Annotated in this window: 18 protein-coding genes; 7 read left to right on the forward strand and 11 right to left on the reverse strand. The window is 68.8% G+C overall.

Features of this window, described 5'->3' with window-relative positions; translation table 11 throughout:
* Positions 1 to 59: 59 nt before the first annotated feature.
* The 3 genes from BLV94_RS39120 (at position 60) to BLV94_RS39130 (ending at position 3,448) form a co-directional block, all read left to right on the forward strand.
* Positions 60 to 1,655 (forward strand): FAD-dependent oxidoreductase, encoded by a 1,596-nt coding sequence (locus BLV94_RS39120; RefSeq protein WP_072945858.1) that lies wholly within the window; start codon positions 60 to 62, stop codon positions 1,653 to 1,655.
* A complete protein-coding gene (locus BLV94_RS39125; RefSeq protein WP_072945860.1) occupies positions 1,652 to 1,990 on the forward strand; it encodes a 4Fe-4S dicluster domain-containing protein in 339 nt (112 codons plus the stop codon). The genes BLV94_RS39120 and BLV94_RS39125 overlap by 4 nt, the downstream gene beginning before the upstream one ends.
* A gap of 90 nt (positions 1,991 to 2,080) precedes the next feature.
* Positions 2,081 to 3,448, forward strand: coding sequence for a bifunctional lysylphosphatidylglycerol flippase/synthetase MprF (locus BLV94_RS39130; RefSeq protein ID WP_072945863.1), 1,368 nt, complete (start codon positions 2,081 to 2,083; stop codon positions 3,446 to 3,448).
* A 10-nt stretch (positions 3,449 to 3,458) separates the two neighbouring features.
* On the opposite strand, the gene BLV94_RS49725 is transcribed toward BLV94_RS39130, so the two are convergent.
* The 3 genes from BLV94_RS49725 to BLV94_RS39140 all read right to left on the reverse strand — a co-directional run bounded on the left by BLV94_RS49725 (position 3,459) and on the right by BLV94_RS39140 (position 5,591).
* Positions 3,459 to 3,611 (reverse strand): hypothetical protein, encoded by a 153-nt coding sequence (locus BLV94_RS49725; protein ID WP_167372209.1) that lies wholly within the window; start codon positions 3,609 to 3,611, stop codon positions 3,459 to 3,461.
* A 128-nt stretch (positions 3,612 to 3,739) separates the two neighbouring features.
* Positions 3,740 to 4,147: a YybH family protein gene (locus BLV94_RS39135; protein WP_072946146.1), complete on the reverse strand. Its 408-nt coding sequence runs from the start codon at positions 4,145 to 4,147 to the stop codon at positions 3,740 to 3,742.
* Positions 4,140 to 5,591 carry a purine-cytosine permease family protein gene (locus BLV94_RS39140; protein WP_072945865.1) on the reverse strand — a complete coding sequence of 484 codons (1,452 nt, stop codon included), beginning with the start codon at positions 5,589 to 5,591 and terminating at the stop codon, positions 4,140 to 4,142. The genes BLV94_RS39135 and BLV94_RS39140 overlap by 8 nt, the downstream gene beginning before the upstream one ends.
* Positions 5,592 to 5,706: 115 nt before the next feature.
* Here BLV94_RS39140 and BLV94_RS39145 point away from each other — a divergent pair, with 115 nt between their 5' ends.
* A complete protein-coding gene (locus tag BLV94_RS39145; RefSeq protein WP_244163870.1) occupies positions 5,707 to 7,224 on the forward strand; it encodes a PucR family transcriptional regulator in 1,518 nt (505 codons plus the stop codon).
* 3 nt (positions 7,225 to 7,227) lie between these two features.
* On the opposite strand, the gene BLV94_RS39150 is transcribed toward BLV94_RS39145, so the two are convergent.
* Entirely contained in the window at positions 7,228 to 8,283 is a 1,056-nt protein-coding gene (locus BLV94_RS39150; protein ID WP_072945867.1) for a 2,3-butanediol dehydrogenase, read from the reverse strand.
* A gap of 190 nt (positions 8,284 to 8,473) precedes the next feature.
* Here BLV94_RS39150 and BLV94_RS39155 point away from each other — a divergent pair, with 190 nt between their 5' ends.
* The gene (locus BLV94_RS39155; protein ID WP_072945870.1) at positions 8,474 to 9,115 is read left to right on the forward strand and encodes a restriction endonuclease; all 642 of its coding nucleotides are present in this window, start codon (positions 8,474 to 8,476) and stop codon (positions 9,113 to 9,115) included.
* 252 nt (positions 9,116 to 9,367) lie between these two features.
* On the opposite strand, the gene BLV94_RS39160 is transcribed toward BLV94_RS39155, so the two are convergent.
* Both BLV94_RS39160 and BLV94_RS39165 read right to left on the reverse strand, forming a co-directional pair.
* Entirely contained in the window at positions 9,368 to 9,829 is a 462-nt protein-coding gene (locus tag BLV94_RS39160) for a 6,7-dimethyl-8-ribityllumazine synthase (protein WP_072945872.1), read from the reverse strand.
* A 23-nt stretch (positions 9,830 to 9,852) separates the two neighbouring features.
* Entirely contained in the window at positions 9,853 to 10,365 is a 513-nt protein-coding gene (locus BLV94_RS39165; protein WP_072945874.1) for an Lrp/AsnC family transcriptional regulator, read from the reverse strand.
* Between the two features lie 137 nt (positions 10,366 to 10,502).
* Here BLV94_RS39165 and BLV94_RS39170 point away from each other — a divergent pair, with 137 nt between their 5' ends.
* Positions 10,503 to 14,015 carry an indolepyruvate ferredoxin oxidoreductase family protein gene (locus BLV94_RS39170; RefSeq protein WP_072945877.1) on the forward strand — a complete coding sequence of 1,171 codons (3,513 nt, stop codon included), beginning with the start codon at positions 10,503 to 10,505 and terminating at the stop codon, positions 14,013 to 14,015.
* Positions 14,016 to 14,021: 6 nt separating this feature from the next.
* Entirely contained in the window at positions 14,022 to 15,116 is a 1,095-nt protein-coding gene (locus BLV94_RS39175) for a Glu/Leu/Phe/Val family dehydrogenase (protein WP_072945879.1), read from the forward strand.
* 68 nt (positions 15,117 to 15,184) lie between these two features.
* On the opposite strand, the gene BLV94_RS39180 is transcribed toward BLV94_RS39175, so the two are convergent.
* The 5 genes from BLV94_RS39180 to BLV94_RS39200 all read right to left on the reverse strand — a co-directional run bounded on the left by BLV94_RS39180 (position 15,185) and on the right by BLV94_RS39200 (position 18,649).
* On the reverse strand, positions 15,185 to 15,598 hold the full coding sequence (locus BLV94_RS39180) for an ester cyclase (protein ID WP_072945883.1): 414 nt from the start codon (positions 15,596 to 15,598) through the stop codon (positions 15,185 to 15,187).
* A gap of 91 nt (positions 15,599 to 15,689) precedes the next feature.
* Positions 15,690 to 16,154, reverse strand: a complete 465-nt coding sequence (locus BLV94_RS39185; RefSeq protein WP_072945886.1) for a winged helix-turn-helix transcriptional regulator — start codon at positions 16,152 to 16,154, stop codon at positions 15,690 to 15,692.
* 110 nt (positions 16,155 to 16,264) lie between these two features.
* Positions 16,265 to 16,840 carry a TetR/AcrR family transcriptional regulator gene (locus tag BLV94_RS39190; protein ID WP_072945888.1) on the reverse strand — a complete coding sequence of 192 codons (576 nt, stop codon included), beginning with the start codon at positions 16,838 to 16,840 and terminating at the stop codon, positions 16,265 to 16,267.
* A 40-nt stretch (positions 16,841 to 16,880) separates the two neighbouring features.
* A complete protein-coding gene (locus tag BLV94_RS48080) occupies positions 16,881 to 17,393 on the reverse strand; it encodes an acetyl-CoA C-acetyltransferase (RefSeq protein ID WP_244163764.1) in 513 nt (170 codons plus the stop codon).
* 68 nt (positions 17,394 to 17,461) lie between these two features.
* Entirely contained in the window at positions 17,462 to 18,649 is a 1,188-nt protein-coding gene (locus BLV94_RS39200; protein WP_072945892.1) for an acyl-CoA dehydrogenase family protein, read from the reverse strand.
* Positions 18,650 to 18,671: the final 22 nt, after the last annotated feature.

The raw sequence follows: 18,671 nt of genomic DNA on the forward strand, positions 1-18,671 counted from the left end.
ACGCCCGAAGTGCGGAAGCGTCGAAGGGCAGTTGTTCCGCCTCGACAGGAGCGCCCTTCATGACCGAACTTCTCGACCTGAGCACCGACGTCCTCGTCATCGGCGGCGGCCCCGCCGGAACGTGGGCGGCGCTGCGCGCACGCCAAGCCGGGGCGGACGTCGTCCTCGTCGACAAGGGGTACTGCGGAACCAGCGGTGCCACCGCGCCTTCGGGCACCGGCGTCTGGTACGTCGACCCCGACCCGTCCGCGCGGGCGAAGGCCAAGGCCAGCCGCGAAGCACTCGGCGGACATCTCGCCGATCACCACTGGATGGACCGCGTCCTCGACCAGACGTACGCAAACATGAACCTGCTCGCCGAGGAGGGCCGGTACCCGTTCCCGGTCGACCCCGACACCGGCAGGCAGATCCGCACCGGACTGCAAGGGCCCGAATACATGCGACGCATGCGCGCGTGGGTGAAGAAGGCGGGCGTCCGGATTCTCGACCACTCGCCGGCCCTCGAACTGCTCGTCGACACCGACGGCCGGGTGCGCGGCGCGGCGGGCTACCAGCGCCACGACGACCGCGACTACCGGATCGGCGCGGGCGCCGTCGTGATCGCGAGCGGCGGTTGCGCATTCCTGTCCCGCGCGCTCGGCACGAACGTCGACACCGGCGACGGTGCGCTGATGGCCGCCGAGGTGGGGGCCACGTTCTCCGGCATGGAATTCTCCAACGCCTACGCGATCGTTCCCGCCAACTCCACCATCACCAAGACCGCCTACTACGGCTACGCCACGTTCTTCCACGCCGACGGCAGCGTCCTCGAGGGCGCCGGCTCCACCAAGGGGCGGTCGGTGATCGCGAAAACGCTGCTGTCCGAACCGGTGTTCGCCCAGCTCGACCGCGCCGACGACGAGGTGCAACGCCAGATGCGGCTCGGGCAGCCGAACTTCTTCCTGCAGTTCGACCGCCGCGGGATCAACCCGTTCACCGACCGCTTCGAGGTCAGCATGCTCGCCGAGGGCACGGTCCGCGGAACCGGTGGTATCGAGGTGGTCGACGACACCTGCGCCACCTCGGTGCCCGGGCTGTTCGCCGCCGGGGACGCCGCGACCCGTGAACGCATCTGCGGCGGCTTCACCGGCGGCGGCAGCCACAACTCGGCGTGGGCGATGTCGTCCGGCAGCTGGGCCGGAACCGGGGCCGCTCGATGTGCACGAACCGAACGTCGGGTCGCGGCGGGCGAACTGCGTCCCGCAGGCCGGGCCGGGCTGCGTCCGACGGGGCGGCCGGGGCTGGAGGCGTCCGCCGTCGTCGCGGCCGCGCAGGCCGAACTCATCCCGTACGAGAAGAACTACCTGCGGGACGGGACGCGGGTGCAGGGTGCGCTCGGCGAACTGGAGTCGCTGTGGACGGCACTGTCCGCCGGCCTCGGCGGCGACTCCGGCGACGAGCGGGTGCGTGCCCGGCAGGCCGCCGCGATCACCGCGGTGGGCCGGTGGATGTACCACTCGACGCTGGCGCGGACGGAGACCCGCGGAATGAGCAAGCGCGCCGACTACCCGGACCTCGACCCGGCACAGCACCACCACATCCTCACCGGTGGGCTCGACGACGTCTGGACCTCGACCGCCGCGGTGCACGACGGGCTGTTGCGGGTGGCGTCGTGATCGAGGTTCTGCTGGCCGAGGCGTGCATCGGCTGCGACAAATGCGTCGACGCGTGCCCCACCAACGTGTTCGACCGCACCGACACCGGGATCCCCGTGATCGCGCGGCAATCGGACTGCCAGACGTGCTTCATGTGCGAGGCGTACTGCCCGGTCGACGCGCTGTACGTCGACCCGCAGTCCACCCCGCTCGTCGACGGTCAGCGCATCCCGGAGGACCACATTGGCCGGTACCGAGAGAAACTCGGCTGGGGCAAGGGGCGTGCCGCCGGCTCGCTCACCGCGGTCGGGCCGTCCCTGCCGCACGGTGCGCCGCCACCACGGCTTCGCTCGTGAGTGCGTAACGAGTCCAGGGACTCCTTACCCACTCACGGGCGGCGGAGCCGCTAGATTGGAGGTACGGAACAGTCGTTTCCGGGTGCAGGGGTGCGCGTGCAGAATTCGAAATCGACACCGACGACCGTGCCTGGGCTGCGGGTCTACCGGCCCGAATCGCCCGCGGCGCGGATGGCGCTCGTCGGCGCCACTGTCGTGGTCGGCCTCGTGCTCATGTGGATGGCCGGACGGTCGGGTCCCGTCCGCACGTGGATGGTGGCGTCCGGAATCGCCGTCCTGCTCGTGGCCCGGGGACTGCACCTGCGACGGCCCGTCACCGTCACGCATGCGGCCGCGGCGGTGCTGATGGTGGCGGTCGCGGATGTGGCGTATTCGAGCGCACATTCGACCCCGGGGTTCCTGCTCCTCGTGGCCACCGGACCCGTCCTGATGCTGCCGGTGCGCAGCGTGCCGCAGCCCGAGGACCGTGCCCGCGTCTTCTCGCTGATCCAGCGGACCACGGACGATCCACTGTCGCCGTTCGCCCTCAATTCGGCGAAGTCGTACTACCTCAACGCGTCGGGCACCGCGGCGATCGCCTACCGGGCGCGGTCCGGGATCGCCGTCGTCTCCGGCGATCCCATCGGAGACCCGCTCGAGTTCGGCGCGCTCCTCGACGCGTTCGACGAGTTCGCGGCCGAACGCGGGTGGCGCGTCGCGGTGCTCGGCGCGGGGGAGCGGGTCACCCGGCTGTGGGAGATCGGCGGCGACACCCGAAAGCCGTTGACGGCGGTCCCGATCGGCCGCGACGTGGTGATCGACGTCGGATCCTTCACCCTGCACGGCCGAAAGTTCCGGAACCTCCGGCAGGCGGTGCAGCGCACCCGCAACGCCGGGCTCACCACCGAGATCGTCCCCGAAGCCGCGCTCGACGAACCGACACGCCGGGAACTCACCGACATCGTCGACGCCGCCCGCGCCGGACATCAGCGCCGCGGGTTCTCGATGATCCTCGACCACCTGCTGGACGGCACGCTTCCCGGTGTTCTTCTCGTGGTCGCCCGCGACTGCACCGGTCGCGCCGTCGCCTTCCAGCGGTACGGCACCGCCGATTCCGCCCGCGAGCTGAGCCTCGACGTGCCGTGGCGCGGTGACGGCGCCCCGAACGGCACCGACGAACGCATGACCGTCGACGTCATCCGGTACGCCGAGCGGACCGGTGCGCGCTACGTCTCGCTGTCGTTCGCGGCGTTTCCCGAACTCCTCGACCCCGACGCACCCGGTGCCGGCGCCCGGCTCTTCCGCCGCGTCCTGCACCTGGGCGACGCGCTGATCGCGCTGGAGTCGCTGTACCGCTACCTCGGCAAGTTCCATGCGACGGGGAACCGGCGCTACGTGCTCCTGCGTTTCCGGTACCTGCTGCCCGTGGCGTTCGCGTGCCTGACGTTCGAATTCGTGCCGCACCGGGAACGGGACTGACGCTCGGGTTTCAGAAGTCGAAGTTCTTCTCGTTCGTCGCCGTGAGCGCGTCGACGACGGCCGCGAGATCGGTCTTGGAGACGTCCGCGGTCTCTTCTTTCGGCGTCGATCGCGTCGCCTTGTCCGGTCGGGTCTGGTTCTTGGCGGGCCGTTCGTCCGTCATCTGTGCACCTTCGCGATAGGCCGAGCCGGGCAGGGTTACTCACCAGTACACCGTCACGAGCCTGCCTCCGCAACCCGGCGGGGTCCTGATGTGACGTGGTGCACGTCGAGCCAGTTATCTGACAGCTATCAGGCTGTGTTCGACTGGGGCGACAAGTGCTCGTGGACGGCGATCCAGCCCGAGCCTTCGCGACGCCGGAACACGATCGTCTCCCGCTCGTCGAGTTCGACCGTTCCCGTCGAATCCCGCACGGTGGTGCCGACCCGATGCGTCAGCACTGCGACATCCGGGGCCGGGAACGTGACGTTCTGCTCGCTGGAGCGGCACGCCAGGACGCGGAACCCGTCCGACTCCCACTCGGTCCACAGGTTGCGGTAGGCCTCGCGACTGGGCAGCGGCACCGGGTGGGTGTAGAAGACGAACGTCGCGTCCGGGCTGAACGCCTCGAAGTAGGCGGTCGTGTCGTGCTCGCCGAATGCCCGGATCAGTGCGTCGATCGCGTCCTGGACGTCTGCTGTCGTCGCCGTGTCAGCCATGAGCATGGGTCTCCTCGACTGCCAGTGCGGCTTCGCTGTCTTCGATGAACCGTTCCTCGGTGTCGAGGTCGAGCGACCGGGACAGGAACCAGTACACGATCCCGGACACGGCGAGGCCGACCGCGAACGCGACGTCGACGTCACCGAGCGCCGCGGCGATCGGTCCGACGTAGAACGGCAGCACCATGAACGGAACGGACGCGACGATGCCGGCGAAGAAGGCGGTCATGCCCCGCCACGACCACATTCCGTACAACCCGTCCGGCGTGAACAGGTCGGTGATGGCGTAGTGCCCGCGGCGCACGAAGAAGAAGTCGGTGAGATTGACGGCGGTCCACGGCACGAGGAGGTACAGCATGATCAGCAGCGTCGTGTTCAGGACGGTCGTCGAATCGGTGAACAGCAGACTCAGCACCAGCCAGACCGCCGCCAGCGCGAGGACGGTCACCACCCGGATCCGGCGCGAGGGGGTGACCTTCCGGAAGGAGTCGATGCCGGTGATCACGGTGAGCATGCCGCTGTACGCGTTCAGGCCCATGGTGGCCACCAGTACGAGCGTCGCGACGAGGGCGAGCACGCTGCCGAGGAACGGGACCACCGAGTTGCCGGCGTCGTGGATGCCGGCGAGCGCATCCGTCGCTCCGAGTCGGGTGGCCATCCACGCGCCCACCGGGATCAGCCAGACCGGCGACGCGGAGGCGCCGAGGAACACGGCCGACACGATCGCCGACGTCCGCGTGTTGCGCGGCAGGTACCGCGAGTAGTCCGACACGTACGGCGCGTACGTGATGTTGTAGGAGGCCGCGACACTGAACTGGGCGATGAACGCCAGCAGGGTGAACCCGCCCGTCGTGGCGCCCGCGTCGCCGCCGGCGTGCCCGAATACGACGCCCCACGTGAGGATGGCCCACAGCGGCAGCGACAGCCAGAACAGCACACGGAACGACAGGTGCAGCAGGTCGTGGCCGTAGATGGCGAGGAGCGTCGCGACGGCGGTGATGACGACGGCGATGACGGCCGCGTTCCACCCGAAGATGCTGTGCAGGCCCGACTTGATGATGACGACGTCCACCACGTTGAACCCGACGTACGTGAACAAGGTCCCGATCAGCGCGAGGACGACACCGCGGTAGCCGAACTGCGCGCGGGACTGCACCATCTGCGGGAGTCCGAGGACCGGTCCCTGCGACGCGTGGAACGCCATGAACAACGTTCCGAAGAAGATGCCGAGAATGCCCGCGACGACCGTCCAGCCCAGCGACAGGCCGAGGGCGGGACCGACGAAGCCGATGGCCACCGTGAAGGGCTGGAAGTTTCCGACGAACCAGAAGGGGCCCTGGTCGCGGACCTTCCCGTGACGTTCGTCCTCGGGGACGTAGTCGATCGAGCGGGTCTCGATGGTGCCACCGAGGGTCGCGGCGGTGTCGCCGGAGTGATCTGTCACTGAAACTCCTAGGAGGTGCTGTGGCTCTGATCACTACTCTGCGCAGTGCGCCGCTCCGGCACCAGAGGCGAGATGTACAGTTCGTCTATTACGGTTGGGCAATTCGTACAAGGGGATGCCGGTGATCACCGTCCAGGACGTGCTGTCCGCTCCCACGCTCCGGCTCACGTCGATGAGCGGCACGGCCGGGGTGAACAACCCCATCACCGCAGCGCACGTGTCCGAACTGACGCGCCCGCGGGATTGGCTGCAGGGCGGGGAGTTGCTGATGACCGTCGGTCTCATGCTTCCCATGACCGAGTCCGGGTGCCGCGACTACGTCCGGGACTGCGTCGCGGGCGGGGTCGCCGCGCTGTGCCTGGGGCTGGGGCACGGGCTGCCCTATCAGGCACCACCGGCGCCGCTCGTCGAGGCGGCGCGTGAATTCGGCGTCCCGCTGCTCATCGCCCCCGATTCGGTGCCGTTCATCGCCATCACCAAGTGGATCTTCTCCCGGATAGCCGAGGAGGAGAAACGCGCGCTCGAGGATGCCATCGAATTGAGCTATCAGCTCACGGCGGTCGCGGCCGGACCGTCGCCGCTGAGCGGACTGCTCGACACGTGGCGTTCCGTCAGCGGCTCACTCTGCGCGGTGCTGGACGCGTCGGGCGGGGTCGTCCAACTCTCCGACGGGGTCGATGCGGCGTTCCTGCAGGACGCTGAGGATCAGGTGGGTCGATACACCACCCGCGCCCGGGGCTGGACGGCGTTCGGTGGCGCCGGTCGGCGGGAACTCGAACTGCACCCCGTTCGCATCGAGAACCCGCTCGCGTTCGTCGTGCTCGAGAGGTCGGCGGACAGCGCGCTGCGGCACGCGTCCAATGTTCTCGTCTCGCTCCTGTCGCTCGAACTCGAACGCCGTCACGTGGCCGGCGAACCGGAACGGCAGCGGCGGGCGGCGGCGCTGGCGCAGTTGCTCCGGCCCGGACTCCGACGGGAACGCGCCCATCAGATCGCCGCCGGCATCGGGCTGTCCCGCGACCCCCTGCAGATCGCCGTCGTGCGCTCCACTCCCGACGCGGTGGCCGATCTGACCGTCCGGATCGGTTCGGCCCTCCCGGATGCCGTCCTGCGGCAGCGCAATTGGGACATCGAGATCGCGCACCCCGAGTCCGCCGGGCTCGCGGACCTGCTGTCCAGGGTCGCGGAGGGATGCGCGATCGGGATCGGCGCGCTGGTTCCCGTGGACGCGCTGGCCGTGTCGGCGATGCAGGCACGGTCCCTCGTCGCGGTCAGTGCCCGGCTGGGCCGCGCCGTCGACGCCAAGGAGGGGGAGACCGTCCAGTTGCTGCTGCGCCTCGGCTCGGCCGACGTGCTCAGCGGCTTCTCGACCGCCGTCCTCGCACCCCTCGATCAGCTCGAGCCGCGCGAACGCGTCGAACTCCAGCGAACACTCGAGGAATGGCTGCGCGCCAACGGGGCATGGGACCCCGCGGCGGCTGCCCTCTCCGTGCACCGCAACACCGTCCGGAACCGGATCGACAAGATCGCGGCGCTGACCGGACGGAACCTCGACCAGGCCGACGACCGCATGGAGTTGTGGCTGGCGCTCAAGGCCAGGGCGGTGACGCCGTCGACGGACGAACCCGACTGACTCTCACGCCCGGACCAGGATCTTCACCGCCGTGTCGTTGTGCTCGATCAACGTGGTGAGTCCCTCGGAGACCAGATTGTCGAGTTCGATCCGGCCCGTGATGAACGGGGCCAGGTCGATCACCCCGCTGCGGACCATCTCGATCACCGCCTCGTGGTCGCGGACGTAGGCGATGGTGCCGCGCAGGTCGATCTCCTTGAGGACGAGTTTCTGCATGTCGACCGTCGCGGGCTTGCCCCAGATCGACACGTTCACCACCACGGCCGCGGGACGGACGGCGTCGAGGATGGTGTCGAGGACGGCGTTCACCCCCGCGCACTCGAACCCGAGATCGGCGCCGACGCCGCCGGTCAGCTCGAGCACCCGGGCCTTCACGTCCGCCGAGGACGGGTCGACGACGTGATCGGCGACCCCGCTGGACAGCGCCTTCTGCTTCCGGGCGTCGCTGAGTTCGGTGACGATCGTGGTGACACCCAGACCCTTCAGGACCGCGGCGACCAGGAGTCCGATCGGCCCGGCACCGCCGACCAGCGCGACGTCGCCGGCTTCGGCCCCGCTGCGGACGACGGCATGATGCGCGACGCTGAGCGGTTCGATCAGGGCTGCCTCGTCGAGCGGGATGTCGCCGATCTTGTGCACCCACCGGCGGTCGACCACCACCTTCTCACTGAGTCCGCCTCCGCCACCGGCCAATCCGATGAACCCCATCTTCGTACACAGGTGATAATTGCCCGCCGTGCAGGACGCGCACTCGTTGCACACGAAGTACGGCTCCACCACCACGTTGTCGCCCACCGCGACATCGGTGACGCCCTCACCGACCTCCTCCACCGTCCCGGAGAACTCGTGGCCCATCGTCACCGGCGCGTTCTCGTGCGACAGCGGATGCGGATGTCCCGGCGGGGAGATGAAGATCGGGCCCTCCAGGTACTCGTGCAGGTCGGTGCCGCAGATGCCGCACCACCCGACCCGGAGTTTCACGGCGCCGGGCCGTAATTCCGGTTCGGGGATGTCGTCGATCCGGATGTCGCGTCGTCCGTGGAAGCGCGCTGCTCTCATGAATCCGCCCTCACCTCGTTGTGAACCTGCTGATGGGCCGAACGGTACGACGCCGGCACGCGGCCGGGAAGGGTTGCAGTGCGTTGCAATCCGACGACGACTGTGTGACGTTCACCGGCGGATAGCTGGTTTGGCCGGATCTGCGGGTACCTTCGAAGGGAAAGACTGGTTCGATCTGGGGGAGTGAGGCATGGCACGCATACGCACGGCGGCTGAAGCTGAAATCAATGCCGCCGAGCAGATGCAGAAGCTCGGTTACGGCGACGCGACAGCGCTACTCGGCGGCACGGACGGCGGCATCGACGTCTACTCGTCACGCGCGTACGCGCAGGTGAAGTGGCGCGGCGGCAGCGCAGGCAAATCGGATCTCGCGAACCTCTACGGCACCCGCGGAACCAGCCACGCCCGGAAACTGCTGTACTTCTCCGGCCCCGGATACACCGACGAGGCCGTCGACTACGCGGACGCCGTCGGCATCGCCCTGTTCCGGTGCGAACCCGACGGCGAAACCCCGCCGCTCGGCGCCCACGCCCCGAAACTGGTGGCCGCCGCTCGTAACTCGACGGTTGCGGTGACCCCGTCCCCGCCGCCCCCACCCGAGCCCGAGTCGCCGGCGCGCATCGTCGCCCGCAACGCATGGGCGATGATCGCGGGCTTCTTCGGCGCGCACTGGCAACTGCTCGGCGCCGTCGTCTGCACGATCGTCCTCATGATCGCCCCCTTCGGCGAGGGGAACGTCGGGCTCCGCGTGTTCGCGACCATCCTCGCCGTCGTCGGCGCGCCGGTGTTCTGGCTCCTCTTCGTCCAGCACCGGCACGCGAGGGCCGGATAGTTCGACCCCGTAACGATTTCGCTCGCGCCGACGACAGCCAGCGTGACTGTCGACATTCGAGTGGAATCGCGGAGATGAATATGGGCTTGATCAACGGCCTGATGGGTAATTCGGGAAAGATCGACCCGGCTGCGGTGCAGGCGATTCTGTCGCATTTCGTCGCCGGGTAGCGCACCCGACCCCCGAAATACGAGAACACCACCGCCGGTACGTACCGGCGGTGGTGTTCTCGTTGCGGATTCGGGAGGCGAGTCAGTTCGCGGTCGGCAGCGACTTCAGCGATGTGACGGTGGCGACGCAGGCCCGCGCGGCCTCGGCGCCCTTCTTGACGAAGTGCTCGCCGAAGTAGGTGAGGTGCTCGTCGTGCTCGTGGAAGTGGTGCGGGGTCAGCACAACCGAGAACACCGGCACGTCCGTGTCGAGTTGCACCCGCATGAGGCCGTCGATCACCGCGGTCGCGACGAACTCGTGCCGGTAGATGCCGCCGTCGACGACGAGCGCGGCCGCGACGACGGCGTCGTAACGCCCCGTGAGGGCGAGGCGGCGTGCGTGCAGCGGGATCTCGAACGCGCCCGGTACCTCGAAGAAGTCCAGGTCGTCCTTCGAATAGCCCAGCGTAGTCACCTCGTCGGTGAAGCCGTCGCGTGCGCGGTCGACGATGCTGCGGTGCCACGTGGCCTGGATAAACGCGATTCGTCCCTGACTCTCACTCATGGTCTGAAACTACTGCACCGGTCCTAGCGGTGTGAACGGGGCAGTGCCGTCGACCGGCCCCACCCGGAGTCGTCGGTGAGGTGCTCGAGCAGCGGCTGAATCCGGTACGGCAGCGGGCTCGTCAGCGCGATGGTGGTCGTCGAATGCGTGATGCCGGGCAGGTTCGCGATCTTCTCCAGCAACTTCTGCAGCTCCGCGTGAGTGGACGTCGCCACCCGCACCAGCAGGTCCTCCCGGCCGGTGGTCGCGTGGATCTCGATGACCTCCGGCAGGTCGACGAGACGGTTGCCGACGGCGGTCAGCTTGCCCTGTTCGAGTTCCAGCCCGACGAACGCCTGGATGGGAATGCCGACCTCGGCGAGGTCGAGGTTGGGGCGGAAGCCGGTGAGCAGCCCGCTGGTCTCCATGCGCTTCATCCGGGACTGCACCGTGTTGCGGGCGACGCCCAGCGAGTTGGCGAGTTCGGCCACGCTCATGCGTGAGTCCTGGCCGAGCAGTCCGAGCAACTGCACGTCGAGCTTGTCGATGCTGAGCACTTTGGGTACCTCCGGGAAGTGACCACCGTCACCTGTTGCGTGAACTGATCAGTTGATCCGATTTGCGTTGACCAAATCATAGAGCAGATACAGGATCAAGCTCACGAAATGCTCAACGCGACGGATCGGGAATCGCAATGACTCAGCTAGACGACGCTCGCACCAGTGCAGCATCCTTTGATCTCGCCGACCGATACCGGGCCGACTCGGGTCCGGTGTTGATGACCGGTGTCCAGGCCATCGCCCGCCAGCTGGTGGAGCAGCACGAACGCGACCGCCGCGCGGGCCTGAACGTCGCGACGTTCGTCTCCGGCTACCAGGGCAGCCCCCTCGCCGGCCTCGACCGCACCATCGCCGCCATCCCCACGCTGAGCACCGACCACGACGTGAAATTCGTGCCCGGCATGAACGAGGAACTCGCCGCGACGTCCGTCTGGGGCAGCCAGGTGGACCTCCCGCAGGGTGAGCGCACCCACGACGGCGTCGTCGGCGTCTGGTACGGCAAGGGTCCCGGCCTCGACCGCGCCAGCGACTCCATCCGGCACGCCGCGATGTACGGCGCCAACGCGCGCGGCGGCGTCCTCGTCCTCGTGGGCGACGACCCCAACGCCAAGTCCTCCACCATCCCCTGCGCCAGCGAACGGTCCATGGCCGCGATGGGAATGCCCGTCTTCTTCCCGCGCAACGCCGAGGAGGTCATCACGTTCGGCCTCTACGGGGTGGCGCTGTCGCGGATCTCCGGCTGCTGGTCGGGCATGAAGATCGTCGCCGACGTCGCCGACGGACTCTGGACCCTCGACCGCGACTTCGCCGGCCTCGACATCGTGCTCCCCGAGATCGAGTGGAACGGCAAGCCGTGGTCGTACCGGCAGCGCGTGCTCGCGTCCCCGCCCGACAGCGTCTACGCCGAGGCCGACCTGTACGGCCCGCGCTGGGCGATGGTCGAGGCGTTCAACGCCGCCAACGACATCGACGCGATCGAGGTCAACCCGCGCACCGCGTGGCTGGGTATCGCCGCTGTCGGCACCGCGTACGACTCGCTGCGCCAGGCCCTGCTCGACCTCGGGCTCGGCGACTCCCAGCTCGAGGACGCCGGCATCCGCATCCTCAGGGTCGGCATGCCCTACCCGCTGGGTTCCGACAAGGTTCGCGAACTCGCCGACGGCGTCGAGCAGGTCCTCGTCGTCGAGGAGAAGATGCCGTTCGTCGAGTCGCAGCTCAAGGACATCCTGTACGGCGGCGCCAGTGCACCCGCCGTGCTGGGCAAGAAGAACGCGCAGGGCAAGAACCTGATCCCCGTCGACGGCGAACTGACCGCCGCCCGGCTCACCGGACCGCTGCGACGCGTCCTGAAGGACCGGGTCGCGCTGACCCCGGCCCCGCCGCCGCGCCTCGAACTGACCGTCCTCCCGACGTCGCGCACCCCGTACTTCTGCTCCGGCTGCCCGCACAACCGCTCCACCGCGGTGCCCGAGGGATCGATCGCGGGCGGCGGCATCGGCTGCCACACCCTGGTCACGATGTCCGGCCGTACCGACAGTGCCGTCACCATGCTCACCCAGATGGGCGGCGAGGGCGCGCAGTGGATCGGGCAGGCCCCGTTCAGCGACGTCAAGCACATGTTCCAGAACGTCGGCGACGGCACCTACTTCCACTCCGGCCAGCTCGCCGTGCAGGCGTGCGTCGCGGCCGGCGTCAACATCACGTACAAGGTGCTCTACAACTCCGCCGTCGCGATGACCGGCGCCCAGGACGCCGAGGCCGGGCTGACCGTGCCGCAGCTGACCCACAAGCTGGCGTCCGAGGGCGTCAAGCAGATCATCGTCTGCGCCGAGGACCCGAAGCGGCACAAGGGCGCCCACTTCGCCGCCAACACGCTGCTGTGGGACCGCACCCGGCTCGACGAGGCGCAGCGCGTCCTGCGCGACATCGAGGGCGTCACCGTCCTCATCTTCGATCAGCAGTGCGCCGCCGAGGCCCGCCGCAAGCGCAAGCGCGGCAAGCTGCCCGCCCGCCGCACCCGCGTCGTCATCAACGAGGCCGTCTGCGAGGGCTGCGGCGACTGCGGCGTCAAGTCGAACTGCCTGTCCGTGCAGCCCGTCGACACCGAGTTCGGCCGCAAGACCAAGATCGACCAGACCAGCTGCAACACCGACTACTCCTGCCTCGAGGGCGACTGCCCGTCGTTCGTGACGGTCGAACTGCCCGAGGAGGGCGCGCCGAAGACGTTGCGCGAGATCCCGGTTCCGCCAGAGGTCGGCGACCCCGATCCCGCCGTGTGGACCGGAACCCACAACCTGTTCATGGCCGGTGTCGGTGGTACCGGCATCGTCACCGTCAACCAGGTGCTGGGCATGGCCGCGCTGCGCGCCGGGCTGCACGTCGAGGGACTCGACCAGACCGGTCTCAGCCAGAAGGCCGGACCCGTCACGTCGCACCTGCGGCTCAGCGACCAGAAGACGCGTGCGGGGAGCTCGGCGCCGTCCAACCGGATCAGCCCCGCGACCGCCGACTGCGTCCTCGCGTTCGACCTGCTGACCGCCGCCGACGCCAAGTACGCCGGCTTCGGCAGCTCCGACCGCACCATCACGGTCGCGTCGACGAGCCAGACCCCGACCGGCGACATGGTCTACGACCCCGCCGTCCGCTACCCGGACGAGGACAAGCTGCTCGAGCGTCTCGACGTCTCGGCCCGCGAACTGACCGCGATCGACGGCCTCGCCGCCGCCACCGCGCTGTTCGGCAGCACCGCCGCCGCCAACTTCCTGCTGGTCGGCGCCGCCTACCAGGCCGGCGGGCTGCCCGTCCCCGCCCGGTTCATCGAGGAAGCCCTCGAGATCAACGGGGTGGCCGTCGAGTCCAACAAGGCCGCGTTCCACTGGGGACGCGTCGCCGTCGCCGACCGGGCGGCCTTCCTCGACGCCACCAGCTCGGCCGCCGTGCCGCAGCGCAGCGACACCGTCGTCCCGGCCCACCTGTTCGCCGGGTCCACCCTCGACGGCGCGACCCGCGAGCTCACCGAACGCCGGGCCGCGAACCTGGTCGCCTTCCAGGGTGACCGCGTCGCCGCCCGCTACATCGCCCTGGTGCAGCAGGCGTGGAACGCCGAGCGCGCACTGGGCAGCCGGACCGAGTTCAGCGAGGCCGTCGCCGCCGGGCTGCACAAGCTCACCGCCTACAAGGACGAGTACGAAGTGGCCCGGATGCTCACCGACCAGGCCTTCCTCGACGCGGCCGCCGGCGAGGTCCCCGGCGCCGGAAAGCTCACCTATAAGCTGCACCCGCCGGTCCTCAAGGCCATGGGCCGCAAGACCAAGATCGGATTCGGCCCCCGCTCCCACGTCGCGCTCAAGACCCTCGCCAAGGCGAAGTTCCTGCGCGGCACCGCGTTCGACCCGTTCGGCTACGCCAAGGTCCGTCGTCTCGAGCGTCAACTGCTCGCGCACTACGAGGCCACGGTCGCCGGCCTGATCGCCGACCTCACCGCCGACACCTACGACACCGCCACGCTGATCGCCGCGACTCCCGACCTCGTCCGGGGCTACGAGGACGTCAAGCTGCGCAACGTCACCGTCTACCTCCAGCGTCTCGCCGAACTCGGCGTCGACACCTCCACCATCACCATCGCCACCCCTTCGGAAAGGTCCTGAGAAGACATGACTCTCACCGCGGAACGTCACGCCACCGCACCGCTCCAGAACGCCGGAGTGTTCGAACGGACCGATTTCCCCACCGACACCGCGCACGAGCAGGTGACGTTCTTCCAGGACCCCGCCACCGGACTCAAGGCGATCGTCGCGATCCACGACACCACCCTCGGACCGGCGCTCGGCGGCACCCGGTTCTACCCCTACGCCGACGAGGCCGCCGCCCTCAAGGATGTCCTGCGGCTGTCGCGGGGCATGACCTACAAGTCGGCGATCGCCGGAGTCGACCTCGGCGGCGGCAAGGCCGTCATCATCGGCGACCCGGCCACCGGAAAGTCGGAGGCGCTGCTCGAGGCGTACGCCCGCTTCGTCCAGACGCTCGGCGGGCGCTACATCACCGCCGGTGACGTGGGCACCAACTCCGACGACCTCGACGTGATGGGCCGCGCCACCGAGTACGTCGTCGGACGCAACACGTCCGCCGGCGGATCCGGTGACAGCGCCCCGATGACCGCCCTCGGCGTCTTCCAGGGCATGCGCGCCGGCGCGCAGGAGAAGTGGGGCACCCCGAGCCTCGCCGGACGCGTCGTCGGGGTCGAGGGCACCGGCAAGGTCGGCTACCAGCTGATCAAGCTGCTGCTCGCCGACGGTGCATCGGTGGTCGCCACCGACGTCAACGCCGCCGCACTCGATCGGGTGGCCCGCGACTTCCCCGAGGTGAAGATCGCCTCCAGCGTCATCGACCTGGAACTCGACGTCTACGCACCCTGCGCGATGGGCGCCACCCTCACCGACGAATCCGTCGCCGCGATCACCGCCCAGGTGATCTGCGGGGCCGCGAACAACCAGCTCGCCCACCCGATCGTCGAGCACGATCTCGGTGACCGCGGCATCACGTGGGTCCCCGACTACGTCGCCAACGGCGGCGGACTCATCCAGGTCGCCGGTGAGCGGCTCGGCACGTCCGCCGACGACGTCCGCGCGCAGGTCGAGAAGATCTTCGCCACCGTCGTGCAGATCCTCGACGTCGCGAAGCGGGACGGCATCCTCGCCGGCGCCGCAGCCGACGCCGTCGCCGAGGCCCGGATCGCGGCAGCGAAGTAGGCGGCTCCGCCGCCCGTGCGCCTTTTTGGTTGCTCCCACAACCAGAAAGGCGCACGGGCGCGAAGCGCCTAGGCCGTCAGCCGCCGGTGCAGCTCCCAGGCATTGCGCTCCACGCGGTTGGATTCGAGCATCCCGTCGGCGCGCACGTTCCACACGGCGGTGCCGATCAGGTGGATGGGCTGCCCGTCGGGTTCGGTGCCCATGAATCCGCGATTGTGGCCGGTCATCTCCCACAGCGACGCGACGCGGGAGCCGTCCGCGTTCTGGAACGTTTCGACGGGGATGAACTCCAGATCCTCGACGGTGGACTGGAACTTCAGCACCCATTCCTTGAAGTCGGCCCGGCCGCGGATCGTCTCTCCGCCGCTGACGATGACGAAATCGTCGACGACGAGCTCGTCGATCGCGTGGGGGTCTTGGGGTGACTGCCACACCCGGGCCCAGAAATTCTCGACTGCGTGAACTCCGTGTTGATGGGACATGCGTTCTTGCCTCTCTCTGGCTTGGATTTTCCAAGTTAGCATGGGTATGACGAGGTCGAGCCGTCGTTTTCTCACGATGTGGCCGGCTTCGTCAGTCGCCCGTGGGCGCCGGTTCTCCTCGCTGCACGTGCAGAGTCGATGCGGACACGCGTCGGCCGTCGTCGGTGACAAAGGCCAGGGACACGGCCTCGCCGGTGGTCTCGTCCGAGTATTCGGGGGAGGTGCTCCCCGGACGCGGCAGGTGGTCGCGACCGAACTGGCCCAGCGCCCCGATCACGACATGCAACTGCCTGCCCTTCTCGGTCAGCACATACTCCTGACGTTCCCGCGACCCCGCCTGGCGATACGCGCGGCGCTCGAGAATTCCCTCGTCGACGAGCAACGCCAGCCGGGCGGTGAGCACATCGGACGCCACACCGAGACTGCGCGTGAACTCCGAGAATCGGCTGTGACCCCAGAACGCGTCACGGACGATGAGCAGCGTCCACCGGTCGCCCAGGACCTCGAGCGCACGCGCGATGGAACAGCGGGCAGGCGTGGCCGGGGACGGGCTCATACGACGAGAATAGTCGCGCCAGGCTTGGCGGGTCCAAGTCAGCAGCTGCGCCGCCCGTGCGCGGCGAACGAGTGCAGGGACTCGCTAACCACGCACGGGCGCGGAGCGCCTCACGCCCGCATCCCGATGATGACGGCGTCGAGGAACTCGTCCGCGATCTCCTCGGGCGTCTCCGCGCCCGCGGGGGTGATCCACAGGTAGCTGTAGTTGAACATGCCCAGCAGGCCCTTCACCATCAGCCGCGGGAGCACGCGGAAATGCCCGTCGCGAATGCCCTGTTCCAACGCGTTCCGCCAATGCGATTCGTAGCGTTCACGTTCGACGATGATGCGATCACGACGCTCGTCCGTCAGCGCGTGGTACTCGCGGAAGAAGACCGTCCACTCCGCGCGGTGTTCGGCGATGTTGCGCATCAGCGCCCGGGCGAGGCCGCGCAGTCGCTTCTCCGGATCGGCCTCCGACAGCGCGAGTTCGTCGGCGACCGTGTTCATCTGGGCGAGTTGCCTGCTGCTGATCTCGTAGAGGACGGCCTCCTTGCTGCCGATGTAGTGGTACAGCGCCCCGCGGCCGAGCCCGACCGCCGTGCCCAGGTCGGCGATGCCGGTGCCGTGGTACCCCGATTTCGCGAACAATTCGGCGGCCACCTGCAGGACCCGGTCCCGGTTGGCGTCGTACTTGTCGCTCATCGAAGGGCCCCTTTGTCTCCCGGCGGTCGAAGGTGTGAGTCTAGACGGCCCGGATCACGGGTTCGGCGCGGCCGGGTCTGTGATCCGAGTGCGTGCGACGTGCACGATCAGGGCCTGCCCCTGGCTGCCGCCCCGCACAGCGCCGCCGCGCCGATGCCGCCCTCACCCGATCCGAGTGGACGCCGAGGCGGACGGCCGTCGACTTCCGCGTGACCACGACGGCGCAGGCACCGTCGGCCCAGCCGTCCTGAGCCTCCCGCGTGATGCCGTACCCGGGATTTCCGGCCTCGGTCAGCGCCCCCATCGACAACCCGGTGAAGGCATCGCGGAGGCCGTCGAACGCGAGGTGATCGATCAGGACCGCGTCGCCGCACGCGATCATTCGGTGCGCCGGCGTGATCGCGTCGATTCCCGACAGGCACATCCCGACTGCAGCGCACCGCCGATCGTGTCGCCGCCCAGTTCCTCGGCGGTGAGACCCGACAGATCCCATGAAGCGTCCGAACGGGGTTCGTGCCCCCGCCACGAGGACGGTGGGGTCTGAGTTCGTCATTGTCATCTCCTTCGAGGGCGGCGCCGACCCGCAGCCGAGCCCCGGCTGCAGGTCGGCGGATGGCCGGGTCAGGGTCGACGCGAGGTCTCGAATGCGTCGGAGAACGCGTACCCGTCGAGCAGTCGTCCCGCCGCCACCAGGTACTGGATCGTCGGCGTGCCCTCCTCGAGCCAATTGAGGCGGGCGTCCCGGTACAGGCGCTCGATCGGATGCGCACGCGTGTAACCGATGCCGCCATGGACGAGCAGCGCCCGGTCGGTAACCCGCCCGACTGCCTCGAGGCCGAACAGCTTGCACATACTGGCCTCGGCCGGAATCCGTTCGCCCGCATCCCACTTCCTCGCCGCGTCCGCCAGGATGCCGCGCAGGGCGTAGACGTCGGTGGCCATCTCCGCCAGGTAGCGCTGGACCGCCTGCCGCGTGCCGATCGGCTTGCCGAACGTGACGCGGCTCTTGGCGTGGGCGATCGACAGTTCGAGGGCGCGCTCGGAGGTACCGAGCGAACTTGCCGCGATGAAGACCCGGCTGATCTCCAGGGCGCGTTCGAGATGCTCGTTGCCCTGCCCCTCGGCGCCGACGAGTGCGGTGGCGGGAACCCGGACGGAGTCGAGGGTGACGTGTCCGTGCTCGGTGCCCTTGCAGCCCATCGTCTCGGGCAGTGCCGCGATCGACAGGCCTTCGGTGTCGCGGGGAACGAGGAACGCGGAGACTTCGCGGTCGGTCGTCTTCGCGAACACGATGAAGTGAGACGCGATGTCCGAGTTGGTGATCAACCATTTCTCGCCGGTGATGACGTAGTCGTCGCCGTCTCGTACCGCGGTCGAGCCGAGGTCGGCTCCGGTCCCGAATCCCGGCTCCGTGAGCGCGAACGCGACCGAATTCCGGCCCGTCGCCGCGCCCGGAAGCACCGCCGCCTTCTGCTGCTCGTTCCCGATTTCGGAGAGCGCGTGGGCGAACGAGTTGTGCACGTGCACGATGACCCGCAGGCCGCCCTGCACCTTGGCGAACTCGGCGATGATCGGCAGGTACTGGGCGATCGAGAGTCCGCTGCCGCCGTACTCGCGGGGGACCAGCAGGCCGAGCGCGCCGATCCGGGTGAGGATCGGCATGACGATGTCGTGCGGAACCTGCTCGTCGTCCTCGATCAGCTGTTCCAGCGGATCGAGTTCGGACCAGATCGCTTCGAAGATGCGGTCCCGGAGGGTCAGGTACTCCGACTCCGGAATTCCGGCCGAATGCGTGAGTGTCGCGGTCATGGTGTTTCTTCCCTTCGTTGTG

This window comes from Rhodococcus koreensis (assembly GCF_900105905.1).
GTDB classification, from domain to species: Bacteria; Actinomycetota; Actinomycetes; order Mycobacteriales; family Mycobacteriaceae; genus Rhodococcus_F; species Rhodococcus_F koreensis.